This is a genomic window from Aestuariivivens sediminicola (assembly GCF_022662015.1).
In the GTDB taxonomy this organism is placed as follows: Bacteria; Bacteroidota; Bacteroidia; order Flavobacteriales; family Flavobacteriaceae; genus Aestuariivivens; species Aestuariivivens sediminicola.
Window position 1 is genome coordinate 422,303 of record NZ_JAKMCM010000002.1, and the last position, 19,627, is coordinate 441,929.

The window sequence follows — 19,627 nt, forward strand, 5'->3', positions numbered from 1 at the left end:
AATAGACGATTTACCATTCGTTAATTCTGTTCGAGTCCAGTTTAATAAAAATAAAAATTAAAATGGTGAAGGCCCACAAGCCTGAGCCTCCATAACTAAAAAGGGGCAGGGGTATACCAATTGTTGGAATTAATCCCATTACCATTCCGATGTTAATTAAAAAGTGCATGAATATAATAGCTGCCACACTATATCCATAAACACGACTGAACTGAGACTTCTGTAATTCGGCTAAATGAAGGATCCGTAAAATAAGTAATACAAAAATGATTACGACTAAGGTGCTGCCTAAAAATCCCCATTCTTCACCTACAGTACTAAAAATGTAATCCGTGTGCTGTTCCGGCACAAATTTTCCTGTGGTTCGGGTGCCCTCCAAAAAACCCTTTCCGGTCACACCACCGGAACGTATCGCCTTTTCAGATTCGTTGAGGTTATAAGCAAATGTTTTTTTCATTTGCTCCAGTTTTTCAGGATCTTGTTCCAGGCGCAACCACAGGCTTATTCGATCTTGTTGATGGGGCTTTAATATATCTTGATATACATATTTTATCGCAAATGACAACCCAACACAAAGCAGTAACAACAGAATAGATTTCAAGATAGAAAGTTTCTTATTCGATAAAAGCGTAAGAACAGTCAAAACCACTGCCGCGAGTAGGGCTGTTATTAAAACACCAAACTTCAATGACATTACCGATAACACTAGTATCAAAACACCTGAAATCAAATAGATTTTAGGCAGCCCTTCACGATAGAGCACAAAGAAAAACGCTGCATAAACAACGGTGCTTCCCGTATCGTTTTGCAATAGAACCAACACCGCTGGAACGATAATAATAATAAATGTTCGTATCTGATCTTTTAATCTTTTGATATCCGTATTAAGGTCGCTTATATATTTAGCAACGGCCAGGGCAGTCGCTGCTTTTGCAAATTCACTGGGCTGTAATGTCATGCCTCCGAAGGCATACCAGGAAGTGGCGCCATTAACGTTCTTTCCAAATAGAAATAGCCCCATAAGGGACAGCATCGAGAGGATATAGATGATACTGGAAAAACGTTCATAAAATTTTGCTTCAATAGATAGTACCAGAACAATTAAGCCCAGTGTAAAAAGAATAAATACAAGTTGTTTGCCATAGGGTTGAGAAAAATTAAAGTAATCCAAAGATTCACCCACATGTGAAGCAGAAAGGATGTTTAACCAACCAAATCCAACGAGCAATAAAAATAGAATAATGGTTATCCAATCAAATTTGAAGTATCTGTTTGTTTCTCTAACCATTAAACACCCGGGTTTTCAAGTTCCTTTAATCGTTGTTTCAGATGTTGGTATTCTGATTCATCAACCGGATGAACAATCGTTTTATCATTAATGTTAAACGGTTTGCCAGAATAGGGTTTCGCATATTCTTCTTCCAATCCATATCTCAGAAGCCAATCTTCCAAATCCGTTCTGGTTATAAATCCTTTAATATGTTTTTCTATCATTAAACTCGCAATTTTACCGGCAAATCTGCTTCCCCAATAACCGTTTTCCACAAAGACCGCCAGTGCAATTTTTGGATTATCTTTTGGTGCAAATGCAACAAATATGGAATGGTCCGTCAATTGTGTTTTTTTACCGTCTATGATAGCAAAATTCTCAACGGTACCTGTTTTCCCACAAATGTCGATATCTTTTACCTGCAACATTGAAGCTGTACCTTTTTTGTAAACCTGAAACATGCCCTCTATTACGGGTTCGAAATTTTCACGATCTATGGTGGTGTATTTTGGTGCCGTAAATTGTTCTGGCAATGTTTCTCCTTCAATATTTTTTATGATATGAGGGGTATAGTAAAATCCTCTGTTCGCTATTGCGGCAATCATATTGGCCAACTGTATCGGTGTTGTGGCTACCTCTCCCTGGCCTATGGCATTCGAGATGGTATAGGTAGAGTAAAATGTTTTCGGATAAACATGTTTATAATAGTCTCGGTCCGGAATCCTGCCTTTTTGACCCACATACAAGTCGTTGTTTAAAAATTCTCCCAATCCAAAACTTTTGGCATGCGTACTCCAATTGTTGATCCCATCGGATGCATTTCCATTTTTGTCAAGGATTTTACGATAGGCCGTTGCAAAATAGGCATTACATGAACGCTGGATGCCGGTTATCATATTATTGACCGTTCCGACGTTGCAATGGCATTTCATGAAGCGATTGCCATAGCGATAACCGCGGTAGCAGGTCACCGTTTCTTTGGGTGTCAAAACCCCTTCCTGAAGGGCTATCAGCGCATTCATCAGTTTAAAGGGAGATCCAGGTTCATAAACACCTTGAAGACTTCTGTTAAATAAAGGTTTCCCAATGGTGTCTCTAAAAAGTTTGGTAAAATTAGCAGATCGATTTCGACCCACCAATATATTCGGGTTGTAGGAAGGCGCCGCTATCATGGCCAGAATCTCGCCGGATGATGGTTCAATGGCAATAACACCGCCGCGTTTGTTTTGCATAAGGAGCTCACCATAAGCCTGCAATTTGGCATCAATAGTTATGGTAATGTCCTTACCTTGCTGAGGAACCGTGTCAAACTTACCCTCTTTATAAGGACCAATATCTCTGTTAAATCGGTCTTTCTGAATAAATTTAATCCCTTTTACACCACGTAAGGTGTTTTCATAGGAGGCCTCAACACCTTGTTTCCCTTTTAAGTCTCCCATAATGTAATAGGGATCGTCCTTGATATCTCTGTAGCCCACTTCACCAATATCTCCTAAAACATTCGCTCCTATGGTTGTCTGGTAATGTCTTAAGGAACGTTTTTGTATATAAAACCCCTGATATTTTCTCATTTTTTCCTGTAGCACGGCGTAATCTTCTTTAGATAATTGGGCTACAAAAACAGAAGGTAGGCGTGGTGAATAATGATAGGCTTTTTCGAAGGTCTTTATAAAGGTCGCCTTATCAATTTTTAATAAACTGCAAAATTCTAAGGTGTCTAAAGGCTTTACTTCCCTTGGAATGACCATGACATCATATGAAGGCTGATTGGCCACCAAGAGCTGACCATTGCGATCATATACAAATCCCCGTTTTGGATAATCATATACCTTTCTAATCGCATTATCCTCAAACAAATTATGCTCGGTTGAAGTGTATACCTGCAAATAAAAGAGTCTGCCAATGAAAATAAATCCAATAAAAATGACCGATAAGAAAAGCAAAAATTTTCTCATGTTTTATTCCTACTAAATATTATTGTTAATAATACACATAATAATATAGTAAATATACTAGAGAATAACGCCTTCTGAAGGATTAAAATTATTTTTGAAACACTAAAAATTTCAAGTGAAAATAGGACTAAATGATGCACAGCAGTTAAAATGGCGATATAGTTTAATTTTGAGCCAAATTCAACCGTGTTGAATTTAATGGATTGATATTCATAGACCGTACCAAAAGAAGACTTTAAAAATAAGGGCCTGGTATAAGCGACCAAAACAGATCCTGCGGCATGAATCCCACCGGAATCCATAAATAGATCTATGGTTAAACCCAATAAAAAACTGAGAAAAATAAAGAGCATTCTATTATTTTTCACCGGATATAAAAGAATGAACAGGATGTATGGATAGGGGTTGATGTACCCCAAAAAATTTATCTGATTAAAAATAAGGACCTGCGTCAAAATAAGAATAACAAAACGCACAGCATGTATAGAAATAACATTATTCATTTAACAAATCGGTTATTTCGGGTTTGTCCATATTTTCTATGATATATACATGTTCTAAATTAGTCATATCATTGAACAGTTTTACGCTTAGGGTAAAATAATTCTCTGCATCATCTAATCTAAAATCCTGAATAGCACCTACCAAAACGCCTTTGGGAAATATGGAAGACCTTCCTGAAGTAATGATGGTATCACCAATGGTCAGATAAGATTCAGCTGCTTTTGGAATGTCAATTAGCTGCATGATCTCAGGAGAATTAGAATTCCAAATTAAGGTGCCAAAATGATTCGTATTTTTGAGTTTCGCACTTATTTGACTTGTAGTGTTTAAAATAGAAATCACGGTAGCATAGTTGTTGCTGGTTTTGTTTATGATTCCAACAATCCCAAGACTGCTTATAACTCCAAAATCTTCACGAATACTGTCGTTTTCCCCTTTATTTACAAGCAGAACATTATTGTTTAAACTGTATGAGTTTTTTATGACACGGGCATGGGTAAAACGATATAAACTATTGAATTTTAGGCTATCCAGGAAACTGGAGTCCCTCTCCGGCGTATTATACATTATTGATTTCAGCCGATTGTTTTCTTCGGCGAGCATCCTGTTCTGTGAATTCAAATTTAAATAAGAACTGATATTGTTTATGGAGTTGTAGATACCACCAGTAAAAAAGTTGGCAGAATTGATAAACTTACTTTTATGATAAGAGTGAGATTGTATGGTAAATAAAAGGGCAACAGAGAAAAGCAGCAAGAATAACAAAAAGGTTTTGTTTCTTATAATAAAATTTATAATCTGTTGCATGGGTTTTAAACCTATTTATGCTTTACTTAATCAATACACTTTTGTATTTAGGTAAGTTTTTAAGTGTAATACCGGTTCCCCGAACAACAGCTCGCAAAGGATCTTCAGCAATGTATACAGGCAAATCCGTTTTTTGTGATAACCGCTTGTCCAATCCCCTTAACATCGAACCGCCACCGGCCAAATAAATACCGGTATTGTAGATGTCGGCAGCTAATTCAGGAGGGGTTTGTGATAAGGTTTCCATAACGGCATCTTCGATACGTAAAATGGACTTATCGAGGGCTTTAGCAATTTCTCGATAGGATATAGATACCTGTTTTGGTTTTCCGGTAAGCAAATCACGGCCCTGAACGCTCATGTCTTCCGGTGGTAAGTCTAAATCCTCTGTTGCAGCACCAATCTGTATTTTTATTTTTTCTGCTGTGCGTTCACCGACATATAAATTATGTTGTGTGCGCATGTAATACACAATGTCATTTGTAAATACATCGCCAGCAATTTTCACTGATTTATCACAAACAATACCTCCTAATGCAATGACGGCAATTTCAGTGGTTCCACCTCCTATATCAACGACCATATTACCCTTGGGTTGCATAATATCAACTCCAATACCGATTGCGGCGGCCATAGGTTCATGAATTAAATAGACCTCCTTGCCGTTAACACGTTCAGCACTCTCTTTAACAGCACGCATTTCAACTTCCGTAATTCCTGAGGGGATGCATATCACCATACGCAAGGCCGGGGTAAAAAATTTCTTTTTCAAGGCCGGTATGTTTTTAATGAACATACTGATCATTTGCTCTGACGCATCAAAATCTGCAATAACACCATCCTTTAACGGTCTGATGGTTTTAATGTTTTCGTGTGTTTTACCTTGCATTAAGCTGGCTTCCTGACCGACTGCAATAATTTTACCGGAAATTCTATCACGAGCTACTATCGAAGGGGCATCAACAACTACCTTATCGGTATGGATGATAAGGGTATTGGCAGTACCTAAATCTATTGCAATATCTTCGGTTAGGAAGTCAAAAAATCCCATAAGTGTTTTGTAGTTTAAAAGTTTAAAAAACGAATTTCGTAAATGTAATAAAAGTTAATAATATACTAGGAATTATCCTGCTTAAAATTCTCTCGATTTAAGGTGTATTCCACTTATACGCATTTCGTCCGATTTTGGTTGGCTCAGGAATGACTTTTAACAGGAATACACCAAGATGTTAGGACTTGACGATTGCCTTTATTTCAGGTTGGCAGAATCGACAATAAATCTGTATTTAGTGTTTAAAATGACGGGTTCCTGTCATAACCATCGCTAAATTATTCTCATTACAATAATCAATGCTCAATTGATCTTTTATGGACCCACCCGGTTGAATTACGGCTTTGATTCCAGCATTATTGGCAATTTCCACGCAGTCGGGAAAGGGAAAAAAGGCATCACTTGCCATTACGGCACCATCCAAATCGAAATTAAAAGCCTGTGCTTTATGTATGGCTTGATTCAATGCATCTACCCGACTGGTTTGTCCGGTTCCGCTGGCGCATAACTGCTTGTTTTTGGCCAAGACGATAGTATTGGATTTCGTGTGTTTGCATATTTTCGAGGCAAACAACAAATCCTCAATCTGAGCTGTTGTGGGCTTAAGATGGGTTACATTTTGAAGGTGTTCGACACGATCCGTAACCGCATCCTTGTCTTGAACCAGTACCCCATTTAAACATGTTCTGATGTTTTTGTCAGGTAAATCAATTTCTTTTAAAACCAATAGAATCCGATTTTTTTTACCCTTTAGAATATCTAAGGCTGCATTTGAAAAGGCTGGAGCAATAACTACCTCACAGAACAGTTTGTGAATTTCTTCGGCCGTTGCTTTGTCTATCTCCTTATTACTTATCAGGATGCCACCAAATGCTGAAATAGGATCCCCGGCCACGGCATCTTTATAGGCTTGTAATAAGGTATCTCGTTGTGCCAAACCACAGGCATTATTGTGCTTTAGAATAGCGAAAGTCGGTGCCTCAGCTTTAAATTCATTCATTAAATTAACGGCAGCATCAACATCTAACAAGTTATTGTAACTTAATGCCTTTCCATGCAATTTATCGAACATAGCATCAAAATCGCCAAAGAAGACACCACTCTGATGTGGGTTTTCACCATAGCGTAAGACCTGCCCCTTGGTATCACTTATCTTTAAAACCAATTCGTGGTTGTTTTTATTGAAATAGTTGAAAATAGCTGTGTCGTAATGTGACGATATGTTAAATGCCTTCGCTGCAAAACGCATGCGGTCCTCTTCGGATATGGCACCGTTATTCTCCGTTATTAATTCTAAAAATTCCTCGTAATCATTGACAGAAGAGACGCAAATGACATCGGCATAATTTTTTGCTGCCGCTCGAATTAATGAAATACCACCTATATCTATTTTCTCAATAATGTCTTGATGACTCGCACCCGAAGCTACCGTTTTTTCGAAAGGATAGAGATCCACGATCACGGCATCAATTTGAGGAATGTCAAATTCGTCCAGTTCAGCAATATCCCCATCGTGGTCCTGACGATTTAAAATCCCTCCAAAGACTTTAGGGTGCAATGTTTTTACCCGACCACCGAGTATGGAGGGGTAAGAGGTTATATGTTCTACAGGAATAACATTAACACCTAAATCATTGATATATTTTTGAGTACCTCCTGTAGAATACAGGGTTACACCTTGTTTGTCCAAAGCTTTCACTATCGGCTCCAAGCCTTCTTTATTAAATACAGATAGTAATGCCGATTTTATGGTTTTTTCGTTGCTCATTCCTGATGAATTCTTAGGTTTCCAAAAGAGGGGAAAAGGTTAATGTGTATTTTAAGTAAATGTCAATTTTGATAAAATGCAAAAGTAACTATTTAAAGCCAAAATAGATCTGAGATGTTTAAAAAAGCCGTGTTTTTTTTTAACTAAAATGGCAAGTTATTAACAGGTGTGATTAATGAAAATAGCACATTGAAATCTGCACTGGAAAATAGACCTCTAAGCCTTAAAACTATAATATATCGGCTACTTTTGCACAGACGAACTCTAAAAACCGTTCGTCTGCTTCTGAAAATGGATCGGGCGTATTGGAATCAATGTCTATCTGGCCTATATTTTCCCCATTGACAAAAATGGGAACGACTATTTCGGCTTTAACGGTTAAGCTGCAAGCGATATAATTGTCTTGAGCCGAAACATCTGGTACTACAAAGTTCTGATTACTCACTGCTACCTGTCCACAGATGCCCTTTCCGAATGGAATGACCGTATGTTCCGTAGGGGCGCCAACATAAGGACCTAAGATCAACTCCTCCTTTTCCCCATTGCGGAAATAGAATCCAACCCAATTGTAGTAGGCGATCTTATTTTCTAAAAGTTGACACAGATCAAATAAACGCTCTTCGATCGATAGCTCACTGCGTGAAAGTAGGTTTACAACTTTTGGTTTTAAGGATTCGAATATCATGATGACCTAAGTTTTGGTAAAAGTATTTAAAAAGCTGTAATTTGGATCCCTATTTTTGTGTTTAATTTATACCCAAATAAATTTCAAATTATTGAAATATCTTTTTAGAAAATATAAAAATGTAATCAGGTTTATACTTACTTTTCTTTTGGTGTATGTGATACTATCACTCACCTATAAATTTTATCTGGAATTTTCTGATGGAGCAAAATTTTATCCGGATTACATGACGCATCTTGTTGGAAGACAAACAGAGCTGTTATTGAGTGATTTTGGGTATGATGTGCAGGTCGTACCGCACCCCGATGAGCCTTCTTTAAAAGTCATTATCAACACGAAGTATGTGGCTCGTATTGTGGAAGGGTGTAATGCCGTGAGTGTTATTATTTTATTTATTTCGTTTATAATGGCATTTTCAGGACGATTAAAGGAAACGCTCATGTATATACTTTCTGGCAGTGTCATGATTTATGTGGTTAACCTTTTAAGAATAACGGTTTTAACCATAGGACTGTATCATTATCCATGGCGACAGGAAGTATTACATACCGTTATTTTCCCTGCTATTATTTACGGTATGGTATTCTTTCTATGGATGATATGGGTAAACTATTTTGTAAAGCTAAATAGGAGAAATGACTGATTACATTAAATATGCCCTTTTAATTGTGTTGATTGGGTTTTTGATTTTGATTAGAGTATTCGAGAATGAACTATTCTATGATCCCTATTTGGTGTTTTTTCAAAACGACTATTTATATATAGACAACCCGAGACGTGAGGTGTTTAAGTTAACCCTCTTTACCGGCTTGCGGTATTGGCTAAATAGTAGTATCTCGTTAGGGATTATTCATATTTTTTTTAGAGATAAGAACATGACGAAATTTTCGGCGTTTGTCTATATAATGGCGTTTGTCATACTCGTTTTCATCTATTTGTATTTTGTGATAAACCCGAGACAAGAAGATTATTATATGTTTTTTAACGTACGTCGATTTCTTATTCAACCGATTATTTTATTGCTGTTGGTGCCGGCATTATATTACCATAAGTTAAAATCCTAAATGTTAATCATTTAATAAAGGAGAGGTGACTTCAACGATATTTTTATAATTTTGTGTCGTGACAAAGACGATTTTACATAAAGTTTTTTCAGTTTTCATGGCCCTGGCGGTATTGTTTTCTACAGTATCCTTTACTGTTGAAAAGCACTTTTGTGGTGATGTTTTAATAGATATGTCCATATTTACCGACGTTGAAAAATGTGCCATGGCTTCCTTTGAGATGGAAAGGTCGAATATCGCAGAAATGCCATGCTGTAAGGATATCGTCGAGGTTGTAAAAGGTCAGGATGAGTTAAAGACAACAACCTTTGAGGACTTGAATTTAGCAAAGCAGTTTTTTATTCATTCTTATTTGTATGCCTACCTTAGGCTTTTTGAAGCATTACCCGGGCAAGTTATTCCGCATAAAGATTATTCTCCTCCTAATTTAATTAAAGACATACAGGTTCTGGACCAGATTTTCATTATTTGATTGTGTTGTTTCTAAATTTCTTATGAACATGTGAGACATAAGAAATGCTTACTGAAACAGTGTTATAAGCATTTATAAACGCAAACATTAAATACAAATGAAAATTTTATACTACATCATATTACTATTGCCTTCCATTATATATTCACAGGAAAAAATATCAGGGATGATTATGGAGGCCAATGAAAAAAATGAACCTATCGGGTTGGCAGGGGCTAATGTGTACTGGTTAGATACTGAAATAGGCACTGTTACTGATATTGATGGCGGGTTTAATTTGTCCTACGATCCAAAATTTAAAAAGCTGGTTATAAGTTATGTGGGTTTTAAAACGGATACACTCACTGTTTCGAATCCCAATCAACCGATTCGACATTGGCTGAGACCTACGGACAATTTGGATGAAGTTACCGTAACGACCAGAAAGCCATCTACAGCCAGATCATATTTAAAGGCCCAAAATATCATAAATGTAAATAGTGATGAATTACTTAAAGCAGCCTGTTGTAATTTGTCTGAGAGTTTTGAAACAAACCCGTCTATAGATGTCAACTTTGCTGATGCCATTTCGGGAACCCGACAAATTAAAATGCTGGGTTTAACAAGTCCCTATATTCTCATTGCTACCGAAAATATTCCATCGATTCGAGGGGCTTCTCAAGCCTATGGTTTGAGCTTTATTCCTGGTACGTGGGTAGAAAGTATTCAGATTACTAAAGGAGCAGGAAGTGTGGTTAATGGTTATGAAAGTATAGCGGGTCAGATAAATGCGGAACTGTTAAAACCGAGTAAAGATGCTAAATTGTTTGTTAACCTCTATGGGGCCACCAATGAGCGGTTGGAATTGAACACCCATCTGAATACGTCCGTTGGTAGTAAATGGCATTCAGGACTTTATCTGCATGGCAGTACACTGAACCAAAAACACGATGTAAACCACGATAATTTTATGGATATGCCCATGTACGATCAAATAAATGTGCTGAATCGTTGGCAATACACGGATACCGAAAATGGATTTGTAAGCTTTTTGAGCCTGAAGTTTTTAAATGACACCAAACAAACCGGAGAACTTAACTTTAATCCGGACACCGACAAATTAACAACCAATGCCTGGGGTAGCGAAATAGATACAAAACGCTTTGAGATATCTGGTAAATTCGGCTATGTGAATCCGAATATACCTTGGCAAAGTTTAGGCATACAAACGGCTTATAGCAGTCATGAACAGAATTCTTATTTTGGCCTAAATATCTACGACATTACACATCATAGTTTGTATGCCAATGCCATTTATAATTCCATAATAAGCGATTCGCGTCATAAAATAAAGACGGGATTGAGTTATACTTACGATTACTATGATGAATTCGTTAATACTTTGGATTTTAAAAGAAATGAAAATTCTGTCGGTGCATTTTTTGAATACAGCTACGATAATTTAGAATTGTTAAATCTCACTGCAGGAGTTCGTGTCGATCATCATAATTTATTAGGTAATTTTATAACGCCCAGATTGCATGTTCGCTATTCCCCATGGCGTAAATCCGCATTCAGAGCCTCTTTTGGGAGGGGGAAGCGAAGCGCCAATATATTTGCCGAGAATCAACAATTATTTGCGACTTCGAGGGCTATTAATATTATAGGTTCGAGCGGAAGCATATATGGATTACATCCTGAGATTGCCTGGAATTATGGGATGTCTTATTTGCAAGGGTTTAATTTATTCGGAAGAAAGGGCGATATCACATTTGATTTTTATAAAACTGACTTTGTAGATCAGGTGGTGGTCGATTGGGAGAATCCTCAGGAAATTAATTTTTATAATTTGGAAGGCAAGAGTTTTGCCAATAGTTTCCAAACGGAAGTGAATTACAATCCGTTTGAATATTTCGATTTACGGATGGCCTATAAATATTACGATGTAAAAACGGATTATAATTCAGGCAGACGTGCCAGACCGTTAACCCCCAAGCATCGTTTTTTTGCCAATGCATCATATAAAACGGAATTAAGAGAGGGAAAACAAGGGCGATGGAAATTTGATGCAACCTTTAATTGGCTTGGAGAGCAACGATTTGCATCAACTCAGGCTAATCCCGTATCCTATCAGTTGCCGGATTATTCACCGACAGTAGCAACACTAAATGCACAGATCACAAAAGTGTTCTCTTCAAAATTTGAAATATATTTAGGAGGTGAAAACATGACAAATGTAAAACAGAATAATCCCATCTTGGGAGCGGATGATCCGTTTGGCGCGAATTTTGATTCCACTTTTGTATTCGGCCCTATTTTTGGAAGTATGTACTATGCGGGGTTGAGGTTTAGAATAGAATAATAATACAATTAAAATCAATGTGTCATTAAACAGTGATATAAAATAAAATTAATTAAACGAAAAAATTTAGATCATGAAACAAATAATATGTATCGTACTTATGCTCACCGGATCAACGCTGGTGGCTCAAAATAAAAATGCCAAGGGCAGTATGGAAGTAGATGGCGTCTGTATGATGTGCAAATCGAGAATCGAAAAGGCCTGTTTAAATACCAAAGGTGTTAAATATGCCCAATGGAATGTCGATACCCATCAATTAAGTGTGATCTATGACGAGCGAAAAACCAATTTAGAAGCAATAGAAAGTCGCATATTGGCAGCCGGACATGATACCAAAAATGCTAAAGCAACTGATGAGGCTTATGCCAAAGTACATGATTGCTGCAAGTATCGTGAACAAGTTGTTCATGATGCGCATGATATGCATAAGGAGTAAAACATTATTTCATACATTGTAAAGCCCGAGGTTATTGCTTCGGGTTTTTTTTTCATGAGATACCAAAATGGTATACCATCCTTCGACAGCTCCAATTTTTTTAGGAATAGTTTAATTACAATTTTTAAATTTATACTATCGGTGTTATCTTGAAAATGATCGGATAGGACAAAAATAGTGTTGTACAACTACAGAGGTTTGAATGGATCGCACTGATTAGCGATATAAAATAAATCTCAAAAATAGAATTGACGAATTAAAAATAGAATAGAATGAAGCAATCGAAGAGTGCTCCAGTTTTTAAAACCAAATCTTATCTCTACGTCCTGGCATGGTTATTATTGATGGTATTTTCAGCCAAATTTATTATTAAGAATGCCTTGCCTTATTTCGGTTTTGACGAAGCGGTATTTGGAAAACTGTGGGATTATAAATGGTCTTTAATTGCACATGTTTCAGGGGGTATTTTAGCCATAATCATAGGGCCATTTCAGTTTTGGAAATCGTTTCGAAACAAATTCCTAAGAATTCATAAGCTGTTAGGACGAATATACTTAATTGCTATTCTGATCGGAACCCTGTCTGCAATTCATTTAGCATGGACCAGTGCTTTGAAAATTCACTGGACTTGGGCTATGTCGCTACAAGGTTTAGCTTTTGCATGGATGGTCACGGCAGGTATGGCTTATATTTCGGTAAGGCGTAAACGCATCCAACAACATCGCGATTGGATGGCTAGAAGCTATGTGGTGACCTTCGCATTTGTTACCTTCCGATGGTTATATGAATTGCCTATGCTCCAAGATTTAGGAACTTTCATAGAACGAGGACCAACAACCATCTGGGTCTCGTGGACCGTACCGCTGCTCATTACAGAAATTTTCATTAGTTGGAATAAGAAGAAGTAATGGGTATTCTCTAAGATAACGGTTGTCTGGACGTTTTTTTCTTCAGCAAGCCAAATTTTGGTCATACAAATTTAATACTGATTTAAAACGCTAAGCAGACTGTCACAACTTTTTATACCTTTCTCAGAAGCTTGCTTCTTCATGTTAAAAGATCCCGCCATGCTCTGTAATATGTTTTTGAGCAGCGCCTCGTTTTCAAATGCAAATCCACCATTTCGCATTTTGTCATAATTGGCATAATGAATCAGATAGTCTCCTAAATAGTCCTTATGTATAGTTTCCTGACGGGTATAATCCTTTAGGATTGTTTTGTAATTTGCATAATGTTCTTCAATTGCAGTTTTCAATCTAAAATCATCGATTAATTTCAAATCACCCGAATTAATCATAGTTTGGTAGGTTATGTCCTTTGGATAGAATTCAGTTAAATTAAAGGTGCCGAATAAGGCCTGCTGTAGATTTAATTTTTTTGGAGAATCGGTATTTATAAGGGGTATTATTTGATTCAGTGTGGTAATTTTGGTTTGAATGGCTTCAACGTTCTCTTGAAAGTTTCTTTTGTCGACTTCAATGTCTTGCTTGAGCTTTTCTATATACTGCTTTTTTTCGGCATTATTTTTTTGTGTTTCAGCACATTTATTGATGCTAAAGGCAATAGAAATGCCTATAATGACGATCAGGATTTCCCCTAGAGCATAACGTAATTTCTGTTTCATGATGATCTTGTTTGTCTAAATCTAAGAAATATCAATCAATAAAAAAACGCTTCATCCCATAGTAGTAACTCGGGTGAAGCGTTTTGAAATTGTATTTATGGCTTATGGCTACATCATGCCTGGCATGCCACCACCTCCCATAGGAGGCATTGCCGGAGTGTCTTCCTTAATGTCAATCAAGGCACATTCTGTGGTTAAAATCATACCGGCAACAGAAGCTGCATTTTCTAATGCAATACGGGTTACTTTTTTAGGATCTATAATCCCTGCTTTAAGCATATCCACAAAAGCTTCCGATTTAGCATCGTACCCAAAGTCCTTTTTACCTTCAAGTACTTTATTTATAACAACAGAGCCTTCCCCACCTGCATTTTCAACAATGGTTCGCAATGGTGATTCAATGGCTTTGTTTACAATTTGAACGCCAGTTGTTTCATCTAAATTCACTGTTTCTAGTTTTTCAAGAACAGCTTTAGCGCGTACAAAAGCTACACCACCACCGGCAACAATACCTTCTTCTACGGCAGCCCTTGTTGCGTGCAAGGCGTCATCAACACGGTCTTTTTTCTCCTTCATCTCAACTTCACTCGCAGCACCAACATAAAGTACGGCTACACCTCCGGCTAATTTAGCCAAACGTTCCTGAAGTTTTTCTTTATCGTAGTCGCTCGTTGTGGTTTCTATTTGAGCTTTAATTTGGTTAACTCGAGCTTTAATGGCATCAGTATCTCCGGAACCGTTTACGATTGTCGTATTATCTTTATCAACTGTAACCGTCTCAGCGGTACCTAACATACTTAAATCAGCGTTCTCCAAAGTAAATCCTCTTTCTTCAGAGATGACTGTTCCTCCTGTTAAAATTGCAATATCTTCTAACATGGCTTTGCGTCTATCACCGAATCCAGGCGCTTTTACAGCTGCAATTTTCAGTCCACCTCTCAATTTGTTCACAACCAGGGTAGCTAAGGCCTGTCCATCTACATCTTCAGCTACGATTAATAGCGGACGACCGGATTGTGCAACAGGCTCTAGAATGGGAAGGATTTCCTGAAGGTTCGAGATCTTTTTATCAAACAACAATATGTATGGATTTTCGAGATCAACGATCATTTTATCAGAATCCGTGATAAAATAAGGCGACAGATAGCCCCTGTCAAATTGCATACCTTCAACCACTTCCACGTAGGTTTCCATACCTTTCGCCTCTTCAACTGTAATGACCCCTTCTTTACCGACTTTTTCAAAAGCCTGAGCTATCAGTTCACCAATCGTATCGTCATTATTGGCCGAAATAGCGGCAACTTGTTTAATCTTTTCTGAAGAGTTTCCAACTTCCTGAGATTGTTTTTCCAAATCTGCCGTAATGGCCTCAACCGCTTTGTCAATACCGCGTTTAAGGTCCATTGGATTGGCACCTGAGGCCACATTTTTTAGACCTTCCTTAACAATGGCTTGTGCCAGTACAGTTGCCGTAGTTGTACCGTCACCCGCAAGGTCGTTTGTTTTACTGGCTACCTCCTTAACCATTTGAGCACCCATATTTTCATGAGCATCTTCCAATTCAATTTCCTTGGCGACAGTAACACCATCTTTGGTTACCTGAGGTGCACCAAAACTTTTACTGATAATGACATTGCGTCCTTTAGGACCTAATGTTACCTTTACCGCATTTGCTAACGCATCGACGCCGCGTTTTAAACCGTCGCGCGCATCGATTTCAAATTTTATATCTTTTGCCATAATACACTTTATTTTTTTCCCAAACTAATTAGGAAGTCTCTTTTAAATTAATTTTGATTTTTTTGAAAAATTAGTTATCCCTTTATTCTGTGGGGAAATCCTTAAACAATCGCTAGAATATCACTTTCACGCATGATGAGGTAATCCTTGCCCTCAAGTTTAAGTTCGGTCCCTGCATATTTGCCGTATAGTACAGTGTCACCAATTTTAACGGTTATAGGTTCATCTTTAGTGCCAGGACCGGCAGCAACCACTGTACCTCGTTGCGGTTTTTCTTTGGCGTTATCAGGAATAATAATACCAGATGCTGTTTTAGTTTCAGCTGCAGCCGGTTCTATAAGAACACGATCTGCCAATGGTTTAATGTTTAAGCTCATTAGTTATATGATTTTAATTAATTTTTGTTTCACGGTGTTGGATATACTAAAAATGTGCCAACCTCCGGGGACTGACAAACTTGCAGAAGTGTAAATCAAAGTGCGCAAATAAAAAATGTCAACCCATCTGAGCTGACATTTTTTTATGTGTGTTTTATGTAATTTAATTACCTGTTGAATCGGTTGGTGTATTGGTAACAGGATTCACATCAGAGCTGGTCTCAGTGGGTGCAGCCGGCAATGGCTGTGTATTCTGTGCATCTGGATCTAATGCCTTAGAATCCACACTCTGAGTTCCTCTGTTAATCGCTACGTTTGAAATCAGTATTAATACCAATAATAAGGTGGCTAAAGTCCAGGTGCTTTTATCTAAAAAGTCGGTTGTTTTTTTCACACCACCTAATTGTTGTGTTCCGCCACCTCCGAAAGAAGAGGATAAGCCACCTCCTTTTGGGTTTTGAACCATGATGACTACCACAAGTAAAAATGCGACCACCACGATCAATGCCAGAAATATTGTAAACGTACTCATTATTCTTTCTTATTTTGTTCTTGTAATTGTTCTACAGCTTTAATTTGGTTTGCAAAGAAACTACTTTTTTCCGGATATTTCAAACTTAATATTTTATAAGATTGAATGGCCTTTTTAAAGTTTTTTTGTTCGACATAAATACGAGCTAAGGTCTCGGTCATCAGGGCTTCTGGTTTTATCATTTGAGCTTTTGCCAAATTCCCTTTTGATGATGTTGTTGCAGACGGATTAATTTTTGGATTTTCAGTGATGAACTTATCGATAAGTTCGAATTTTTTAGATTTCGCTTTATCTGTTAATCGGGATGTATCTTGCGTTGCACTCAAAGGTTTTTTCAAGTCCTTAGAGCGATCGATAGGTTTGAAGCTGGTCAGTTTGAGCCATTCATTAAAGGAATGGGTTTCCGATTTATCGAAGACCAAGGGTTCTCCTAAATTTAAAAGGTCTTCAGCTGTGATCTCTTGCGAATGGTGCTCCTCGTTTACTGATTCAATAGGTTGGCTCTCATCTAAACTGAAGGTTTCCAATTTTTTCGGCCTGACATCCTTAGGTTCGAATAAAGAAGGATCTAATACACCCTGAGTCTCCTGAATTTGTTTTTTTAGCAGCTCGTCAATAGCTACACTTTTACTTACGGATAGGTCTTCCGCTGTTACTTCGATTTCTTTTAAATGCTCACTATTTTGTTTGATAAAGTGGGAAATTTCATTTTGAATAAAAGTTTCGGAAGTAATGTAGTCAAATAAAATACTACGGTCCGTCGTATAGGCCGCGGTTTTCTTTAATTCCTGATTGTAGTTTAAACTGCTCTGATCCTTCAAGCCTTTGAGGTAAACCGCTCTGGCAGGTTGCATATAGGGTACGGCATCGATTAACGATTTTAACTCCTCGGTTTGATGGAATGTGATGGACTGAGGGTGCTGTAATAAATATGTAAAATCGGATTTGTTCAATGCACTATTTTAATCTATAGCAAATATATGTTTTTTCCCGTTTGTTTCGTAAATGTCATGGCCTTCGTTCGGTAACTTTAAAACACCTAACTTAGGTAAATGGTATGACCTGTCTACGGTGCCTCCAGAATGGACAGCACAGTCTCTCTGTGCTACCATCTTGCCAAAGTGGCATTCACAATATCTTGAGTCAATCGATCAAAAATTTCTTCATGAGCCGTGGTTTTTTGAGCACCAATGAGTTGTGCACTTCCCGGATAATCATAGAAAAATGAAAATGTTTTATTTTCTATATTGTCTTCCTCATTGTTTCTATTGTAGAAGTTAACCTTTACGGTAATGGTTAACCTGTTTTGAGCCGCAGTGTTTTGTGCGGTTGCGGTGGTTGGAGAAATCCTGTAATCCGTAATTTCACCCTCATAAACTAAATCGGCGTTGGTCGTCTCAAGTTTATAATTTGTTTGATCCTGTATTAAATCCTGAAGTGTATTTTGAAAAAGCAAATCCAAACCGGGTTCAAATAAGAGCGATGTATTTTCAAAGCGATTCACCTGATAGGTCTCAGCGTTTATAGAACTAGGTTGTGTGAATCCATATTGTATTTTACATCCAAAGGAAGCTAAAACTAAAAAGCTGATAAAGATGAATTTTAAAGGTTTCATGTTGCTGTTTTATATATCGTATGAAATCATCAGTCCTTAAAGTTGTCTCAGCCAAGTCAACATTGCGCTAGAACCAACACTGTTTTCTGAACTAAAGATCGAATTGTTTAATCTTTCTGTATAGCGTACGCTCACTGATTCCCAATTCCGCGGCTGCTAATTTACGTTTTCCATTATGACGTTCGAGAGATTTTTTTATTAATTCCAACTCTTTGTCATGCAGAGACAGCGTTTCTTCCTCTTCAATTTCTTCGGCAAAGTGATATTTATCGGAATCGGTGCTGTCATCAGTTCTGGAACTATGCTCTGGAATCGACAATACCTCTGTAGTATCATCGGTAGTTTGGATATCTTCAGCTTCATCCTCACTACCATATATTTTCTGAATTAATCCCTCATGGTCTTTTTCAATATCTTTAACATTGCCGGATTTCATTAGCTCCAGGGTCAGTTTTTTTAAGTCATTAAGATCACTTTTCATATCAAAAAGAACCTTATATAAGATCTCTCGCTCACTACTGAAATCGCTTTCTGATTTCGAGGTCTTGATGATGGCCGGTAAGTTGGTATTTACCGATGCAGGCAAATAACTACGGAGGGTCTCAGCGGTAATGGTTCTATTTTGTTCTAAGACTGAAAGTTGTTCAGCTACGTTTCGTAATTGACGAATATTTCCGCTCCAACGGTGTTTTAAGAGGAGATCGATGGCGTTGTCTGTTAGCTTTACCGTTGGCATTTTATATTTTAATGCGAAATCGCTTGCAAATTTTCTAAATAGCAAATGAATATCGTCCTGGCGTTCTCTCAAAGGCGGCAAATGAATATCGACAGTGCTTAACCGGTAGTAAAGATCTTCCCGGAATTTTTCTTTTTCAATAGCTTCTTGCATATTCAAATTGGTAGCGGCAACAATACGTACATTTGTTTTTTGAACTTTGCTGGAACCTACCTTTAAAAATTCACCATTTTCCAGAATACGCAACAGGCGAACCTGCGTTGTTAAGGGTAACTCACCTACTTCATCGAGAAAAATGGTTCCGCCATCAGCCACTTCGAAGTAGCCTTGCCTGGTTTGGGTGGCTCCCGTAAATGCGCCCTTTTCGTGTCCGAAGAGCTCACTGTCTATGGTGCCCTCAGGAATTGCACCACAGTTTACGGCAATGTATTTGTTATGTTTTCTATGAGAGAGTTGGTGTATAATTTTTGGAATGCTTTCTTTACCCACACCACTTTCACCGGTAACCAATACCGAAATATCGGTAGGAGCCACCTGGATAGCTTTTTCTATGGCTCTATTTAAACCAGGGGTATTTCCAATAATACCAAAACGTTGTTTTATAGCTTGAACAGATTCCATGTCTTACTATTCCTCCATCTTACATCTTC

The 19,627-nt window shown here is 37.6% G+C and carries 20 protein-coding genes; 6 read left to right on the forward strand and 14 right to left on the reverse strand.

All coding sequences use genetic code 11. From position 1 onward, the window contains the following. Positions 1-10: 10 nt before the first annotated feature. The 7 genes from rodA to MR041_RS06725 form a co-directional block, all read right to left on the reverse strand. On the reverse strand, positions 11-1,288 hold the full coding sequence (gene rodA / locus MR041_RS06695) for a rod shape-determining protein RodA (RefSeq protein WP_242092827.1): 1,278 nt from the start codon (positions 1,286-1,288) through the stop codon (positions 11-13). After that, a complete protein-coding gene (locus MR041_RS06700; RefSeq protein WP_242092828.1) occupies positions 1,288-3,225 on the reverse strand; it encodes a peptidoglycan D,D-transpeptidase FtsI family protein in 1,938 nt (645 codons plus the stop codon). The genes rodA and MR041_RS06700 overlap by 1 nt, the downstream gene beginning before the upstream one ends. Continuing rightward, positions 3,222-3,728 carry a rod shape-determining protein MreD gene (locus MR041_RS06705; RefSeq protein WP_242092829.1) on the reverse strand — a complete coding sequence of 169 codons (507 nt, stop codon included), beginning with the start codon at positions 3,726-3,728 and terminating at the stop codon, positions 3,222-3,224. The genes MR041_RS06700 and MR041_RS06705 overlap by 4 nt, the downstream gene beginning before the upstream one ends. Further along, the gene (gene mreC, locus MR041_RS06710) at positions 3,721-4,536 is read right to left on the reverse strand and encodes a rod shape-determining protein MreC (protein WP_242092830.1); all 816 of its coding nucleotides are present in this window, start codon (positions 4,534-4,536) and stop codon (positions 3,721-3,723) included. Before mreC ends, MR041_RS06705 begins: the two co-directional genes overlap by 8 nt. Before the next feature lie 22 nt (positions 4,537-4,558). After that, positions 4,559-5,587, reverse strand: a complete 1,029-nt coding sequence (locus tag MR041_RS06715; RefSeq protein ID WP_242092831.1) for a rod shape-determining protein — start codon at positions 5,585-5,587, stop codon at positions 4,559-4,561. 235 nt (positions 5,588-5,822) lie between these two features. Beyond that, a complete protein-coding gene (gene purH / locus MR041_RS06720; RefSeq protein ID WP_242092832.1) occupies positions 5,823-7,355 on the reverse strand; it encodes a bifunctional phosphoribosylaminoimidazolecarboxamide formyltransferase/IMP cyclohydrolase in 1,533 nt (510 codons plus the stop codon). 229 nt (positions 7,356-7,584) lie between these two features. Continuing rightward, a complete protein-coding gene (locus MR041_RS06725; RefSeq protein WP_242092833.1) occupies positions 7,585-8,040 on the reverse strand; it encodes a GAF domain-containing protein in 456 nt (151 codons plus the stop codon). Positions 8,041-8,131: 91 nt separating this feature from the next. On the opposite strand from MR041_RS06725, the gene xrtF reads away from it, so the two are divergent. The 6 genes from xrtF (at position 8,132) to MR041_RS06755 (ending at position 13,261) form a co-directional block, all read left to right on the forward strand. Next, positions 8,132-8,683: an exosortase family protein XrtF gene (xrtF, locus tag MR041_RS06730; RefSeq protein ID WP_242092834.1), complete on the forward strand. Its 552-nt coding sequence runs from the start codon at positions 8,132-8,134 to the stop codon at positions 8,681-8,683. Beyond that, a complete protein-coding gene (locus tag MR041_RS06735; RefSeq protein WP_242092835.1) occupies positions 8,676-9,104 on the forward strand; it encodes an exosortase F system-associated membrane protein in 429 nt (142 codons plus the stop codon). Before xrtF ends, MR041_RS06735 begins: the two co-directional genes overlap by 8 nt. A gap of 58 nt (positions 9,105-9,162) precedes the next feature. Further along, positions 9,163-9,576 (forward strand): HYC_CC_PP family protein, encoded by a 414-nt coding sequence (locus MR041_RS06740; protein ID WP_242092836.1) that lies wholly within the window; start codon positions 9,163-9,165, stop codon positions 9,574-9,576. 97 nt (positions 9,577-9,673) lie between these two features. Next, positions 9,674-11,917, forward strand: coding sequence for a TonB-dependent receptor (locus MR041_RS06745; protein WP_242092837.1), 2,244 nt, complete (start codon positions 9,674-9,676; stop codon positions 11,915-11,917). Positions 11,918-11,990: 73 nt separating this feature from the next. After that, a complete protein-coding gene (locus MR041_RS06750; protein WP_242092838.1) occupies positions 11,991-12,353 on the forward strand; it encodes a heavy-metal-associated domain-containing protein in 363 nt (120 codons plus the stop codon). A gap of 272 nt (positions 12,354-12,625) precedes the next feature. Next, complete coding sequence (locus tag MR041_RS06755; RefSeq protein ID WP_242092839.1) at positions 12,626-13,261, forward strand: DUF2306 domain-containing protein; 636 nt, start codon at positions 12,626-12,628, stop codon at positions 13,259-13,261. A gap of 71 nt (positions 13,262-13,332) precedes the next feature. Here the strand turns inward: MR041_RS06755 and MR041_RS06760 are convergent, their stop codons facing one another. From MR041_RS06760 to MR041_RS06790, 7 genes are all read right to left on the reverse strand, one after another. Beyond that, complete coding sequence (locus tag MR041_RS06760) at positions 13,333-13,977, reverse strand: DUF6090 family protein (protein WP_242092840.1); 645 nt, start codon at positions 13,975-13,977, stop codon at positions 13,333-13,335. Between the two features lie 108 nt (positions 13,978-14,085). Further along, the gene (gene groL, locus MR041_RS06765; RefSeq protein WP_242092841.1) at positions 14,086-15,717 is read right to left on the reverse strand and encodes a chaperonin GroEL; all 1,632 of its coding nucleotides are present in this window, start codon (positions 15,715-15,717) and stop codon (positions 14,086-14,088) included. Positions 15,718-15,818: 101 nt separating this feature from the next. Then, positions 15,819-16,094 (reverse strand): co-chaperone GroES, encoded by a 276-nt coding sequence (locus tag MR041_RS06770; RefSeq protein ID WP_242092842.1) that lies wholly within the window; start codon positions 16,092-16,094, stop codon positions 15,819-15,821. 163 nt (positions 16,095-16,257) lie between these two features. Continuing rightward, a complete protein-coding gene (secG, locus tag MR041_RS06775) occupies positions 16,258-16,626 on the reverse strand; it encodes a preprotein translocase subunit SecG (protein ID WP_242092843.1) in 369 nt (122 codons plus the stop codon). Further along, the gene (locus tag MR041_RS06780; protein ID WP_242092844.1) at positions 16,626-17,579 is read right to left on the reverse strand and encodes a hypothetical protein; all 954 of its coding nucleotides are present in this window, start codon (positions 17,577-17,579) and stop codon (positions 16,626-16,628) included. The genes secG and MR041_RS06780 overlap by 1 nt, the downstream gene beginning before the upstream one ends. 152 nt (positions 17,580-17,731) lie before the next feature. After that, complete coding sequence (gene lptE, locus MR041_RS06785) at positions 17,732-18,241, reverse strand: LPS assembly lipoprotein LptE (protein WP_242092845.1); 510 nt, start codon at positions 18,239-18,241, stop codon at positions 17,732-17,734. Positions 18,242-18,332: 91 nt separating this feature from the next. Beyond that, positions 18,333-19,598: a sigma-54 interaction domain-containing protein gene (locus tag MR041_RS06790; RefSeq protein WP_242092846.1), complete on the reverse strand. Its 1,266-nt coding sequence runs from the start codon at positions 19,596-19,598 to the stop codon at positions 18,333-18,335. Positions 19,599-19,627: the final 29 nt, after the last annotated feature.

Bases quoted from the DNA above. Each gene is read 5' to 3' on its own strand.
- rodA (WP_242092827.1), bottom strand. From the start codon at position 1,288: ATGGTTAGAGAAACAAACAGATACTTCAAATTTGATTGGATAACCATT.
- MR041_RS06700 (WP_242092828.1), bottom strand. From the start codon at position 3,225: ATGAGAAAATTTTTGCTTTTCTTATCGGTCATTTTTATTGGATTTATT.
- MR041_RS06705 (WP_242092829.1), bottom strand. From the start codon at position 3,728: ATGAATAATGTTATTTCTATACATGCTGTGCGTTTTGTTATTCTTATT.
- mreC (WP_242092830.1), bottom strand. From the start codon at position 4,536: ATGCAACAGATTATAAATTTTATTATAAGAAACAAAACCTTTTTGTTA.
- MR041_RS06715 (WP_242092831.1), bottom strand. From the start codon at position 5,587: ATGGGATTTTTTGACTTCCTAACCGAAGATATTGCAATAGATTTAGGT.
- purH (WP_242092832.1), bottom strand. From the start codon at position 7,355: ATGAGCAACGAAAAAACCATAAAATCGGCATTACTATCTGTATTTAAT.
- MR041_RS06725 (WP_242092833.1), bottom strand. From the start codon at position 8,040: ATGATATTCGAATCCTTAAAACCAAAAGTTGTAAACCTACTTTCACGC.
- MR041_RS06735 (WP_242092835.1), top strand. From the start codon at position 8,676: ATGACTGATTACATTAAATATGCCCTTTTAATTGTGTTGATTGGGTTT.
- MR041_RS06745 (WP_242092837.1), top strand. From the start codon at position 9,674: ATGAAAATTTTATACTACATCATATTACTATTGCCTTCCATTATATAT.
- MR041_RS06750 (WP_242092838.1), top strand. From the start codon at position 11,991: ATGAAACAAATAATATGTATCGTACTTATGCTCACCGGATCAACGCTG.
- MR041_RS06755 (WP_242092839.1), top strand. From the start codon at position 12,626: ATGAAGCAATCGAAGAGTGCTCCAGTTTTTAAAACCAAATCTTATCTC.
- MR041_RS06760 (WP_242092840.1), bottom strand. From the start codon at position 13,977: ATGAAACAGAAATTACGTTATGCTCTAGGGGAAATCCTGATCGTCATT.
- groL (WP_242092841.1), bottom strand. From the start codon at position 15,717: ATGGCAAAAGATATAAAATTTGAAATCGATGCGCGCGACGGTTTAAAA.
- MR041_RS06770 (WP_242092842.1), bottom strand. From the start codon at position 16,094: ATGAGCTTAAACATTAAACCATTGGCAGATCGTGTTCTTATAGAACCG.
- secG (WP_242092843.1), bottom strand. From the start codon at position 16,626: ATGAGTACGTTTACAATATTTCTGGCATTGATCGTGGTGGTCGCATTT.
- lptE (WP_242092845.1), bottom strand. From the start codon at position 18,241: ATGAAACCTTTAAAATTCATCTTTATCAGCTTTTTAGTTTTAGCTTCC.
- MR041_RS06790 (WP_242092846.1), bottom strand. From the start codon at position 19,598: ATGGAATCTGTTCAAGCTATAAAACAACGTTTTGGTATTATTGGAAAT.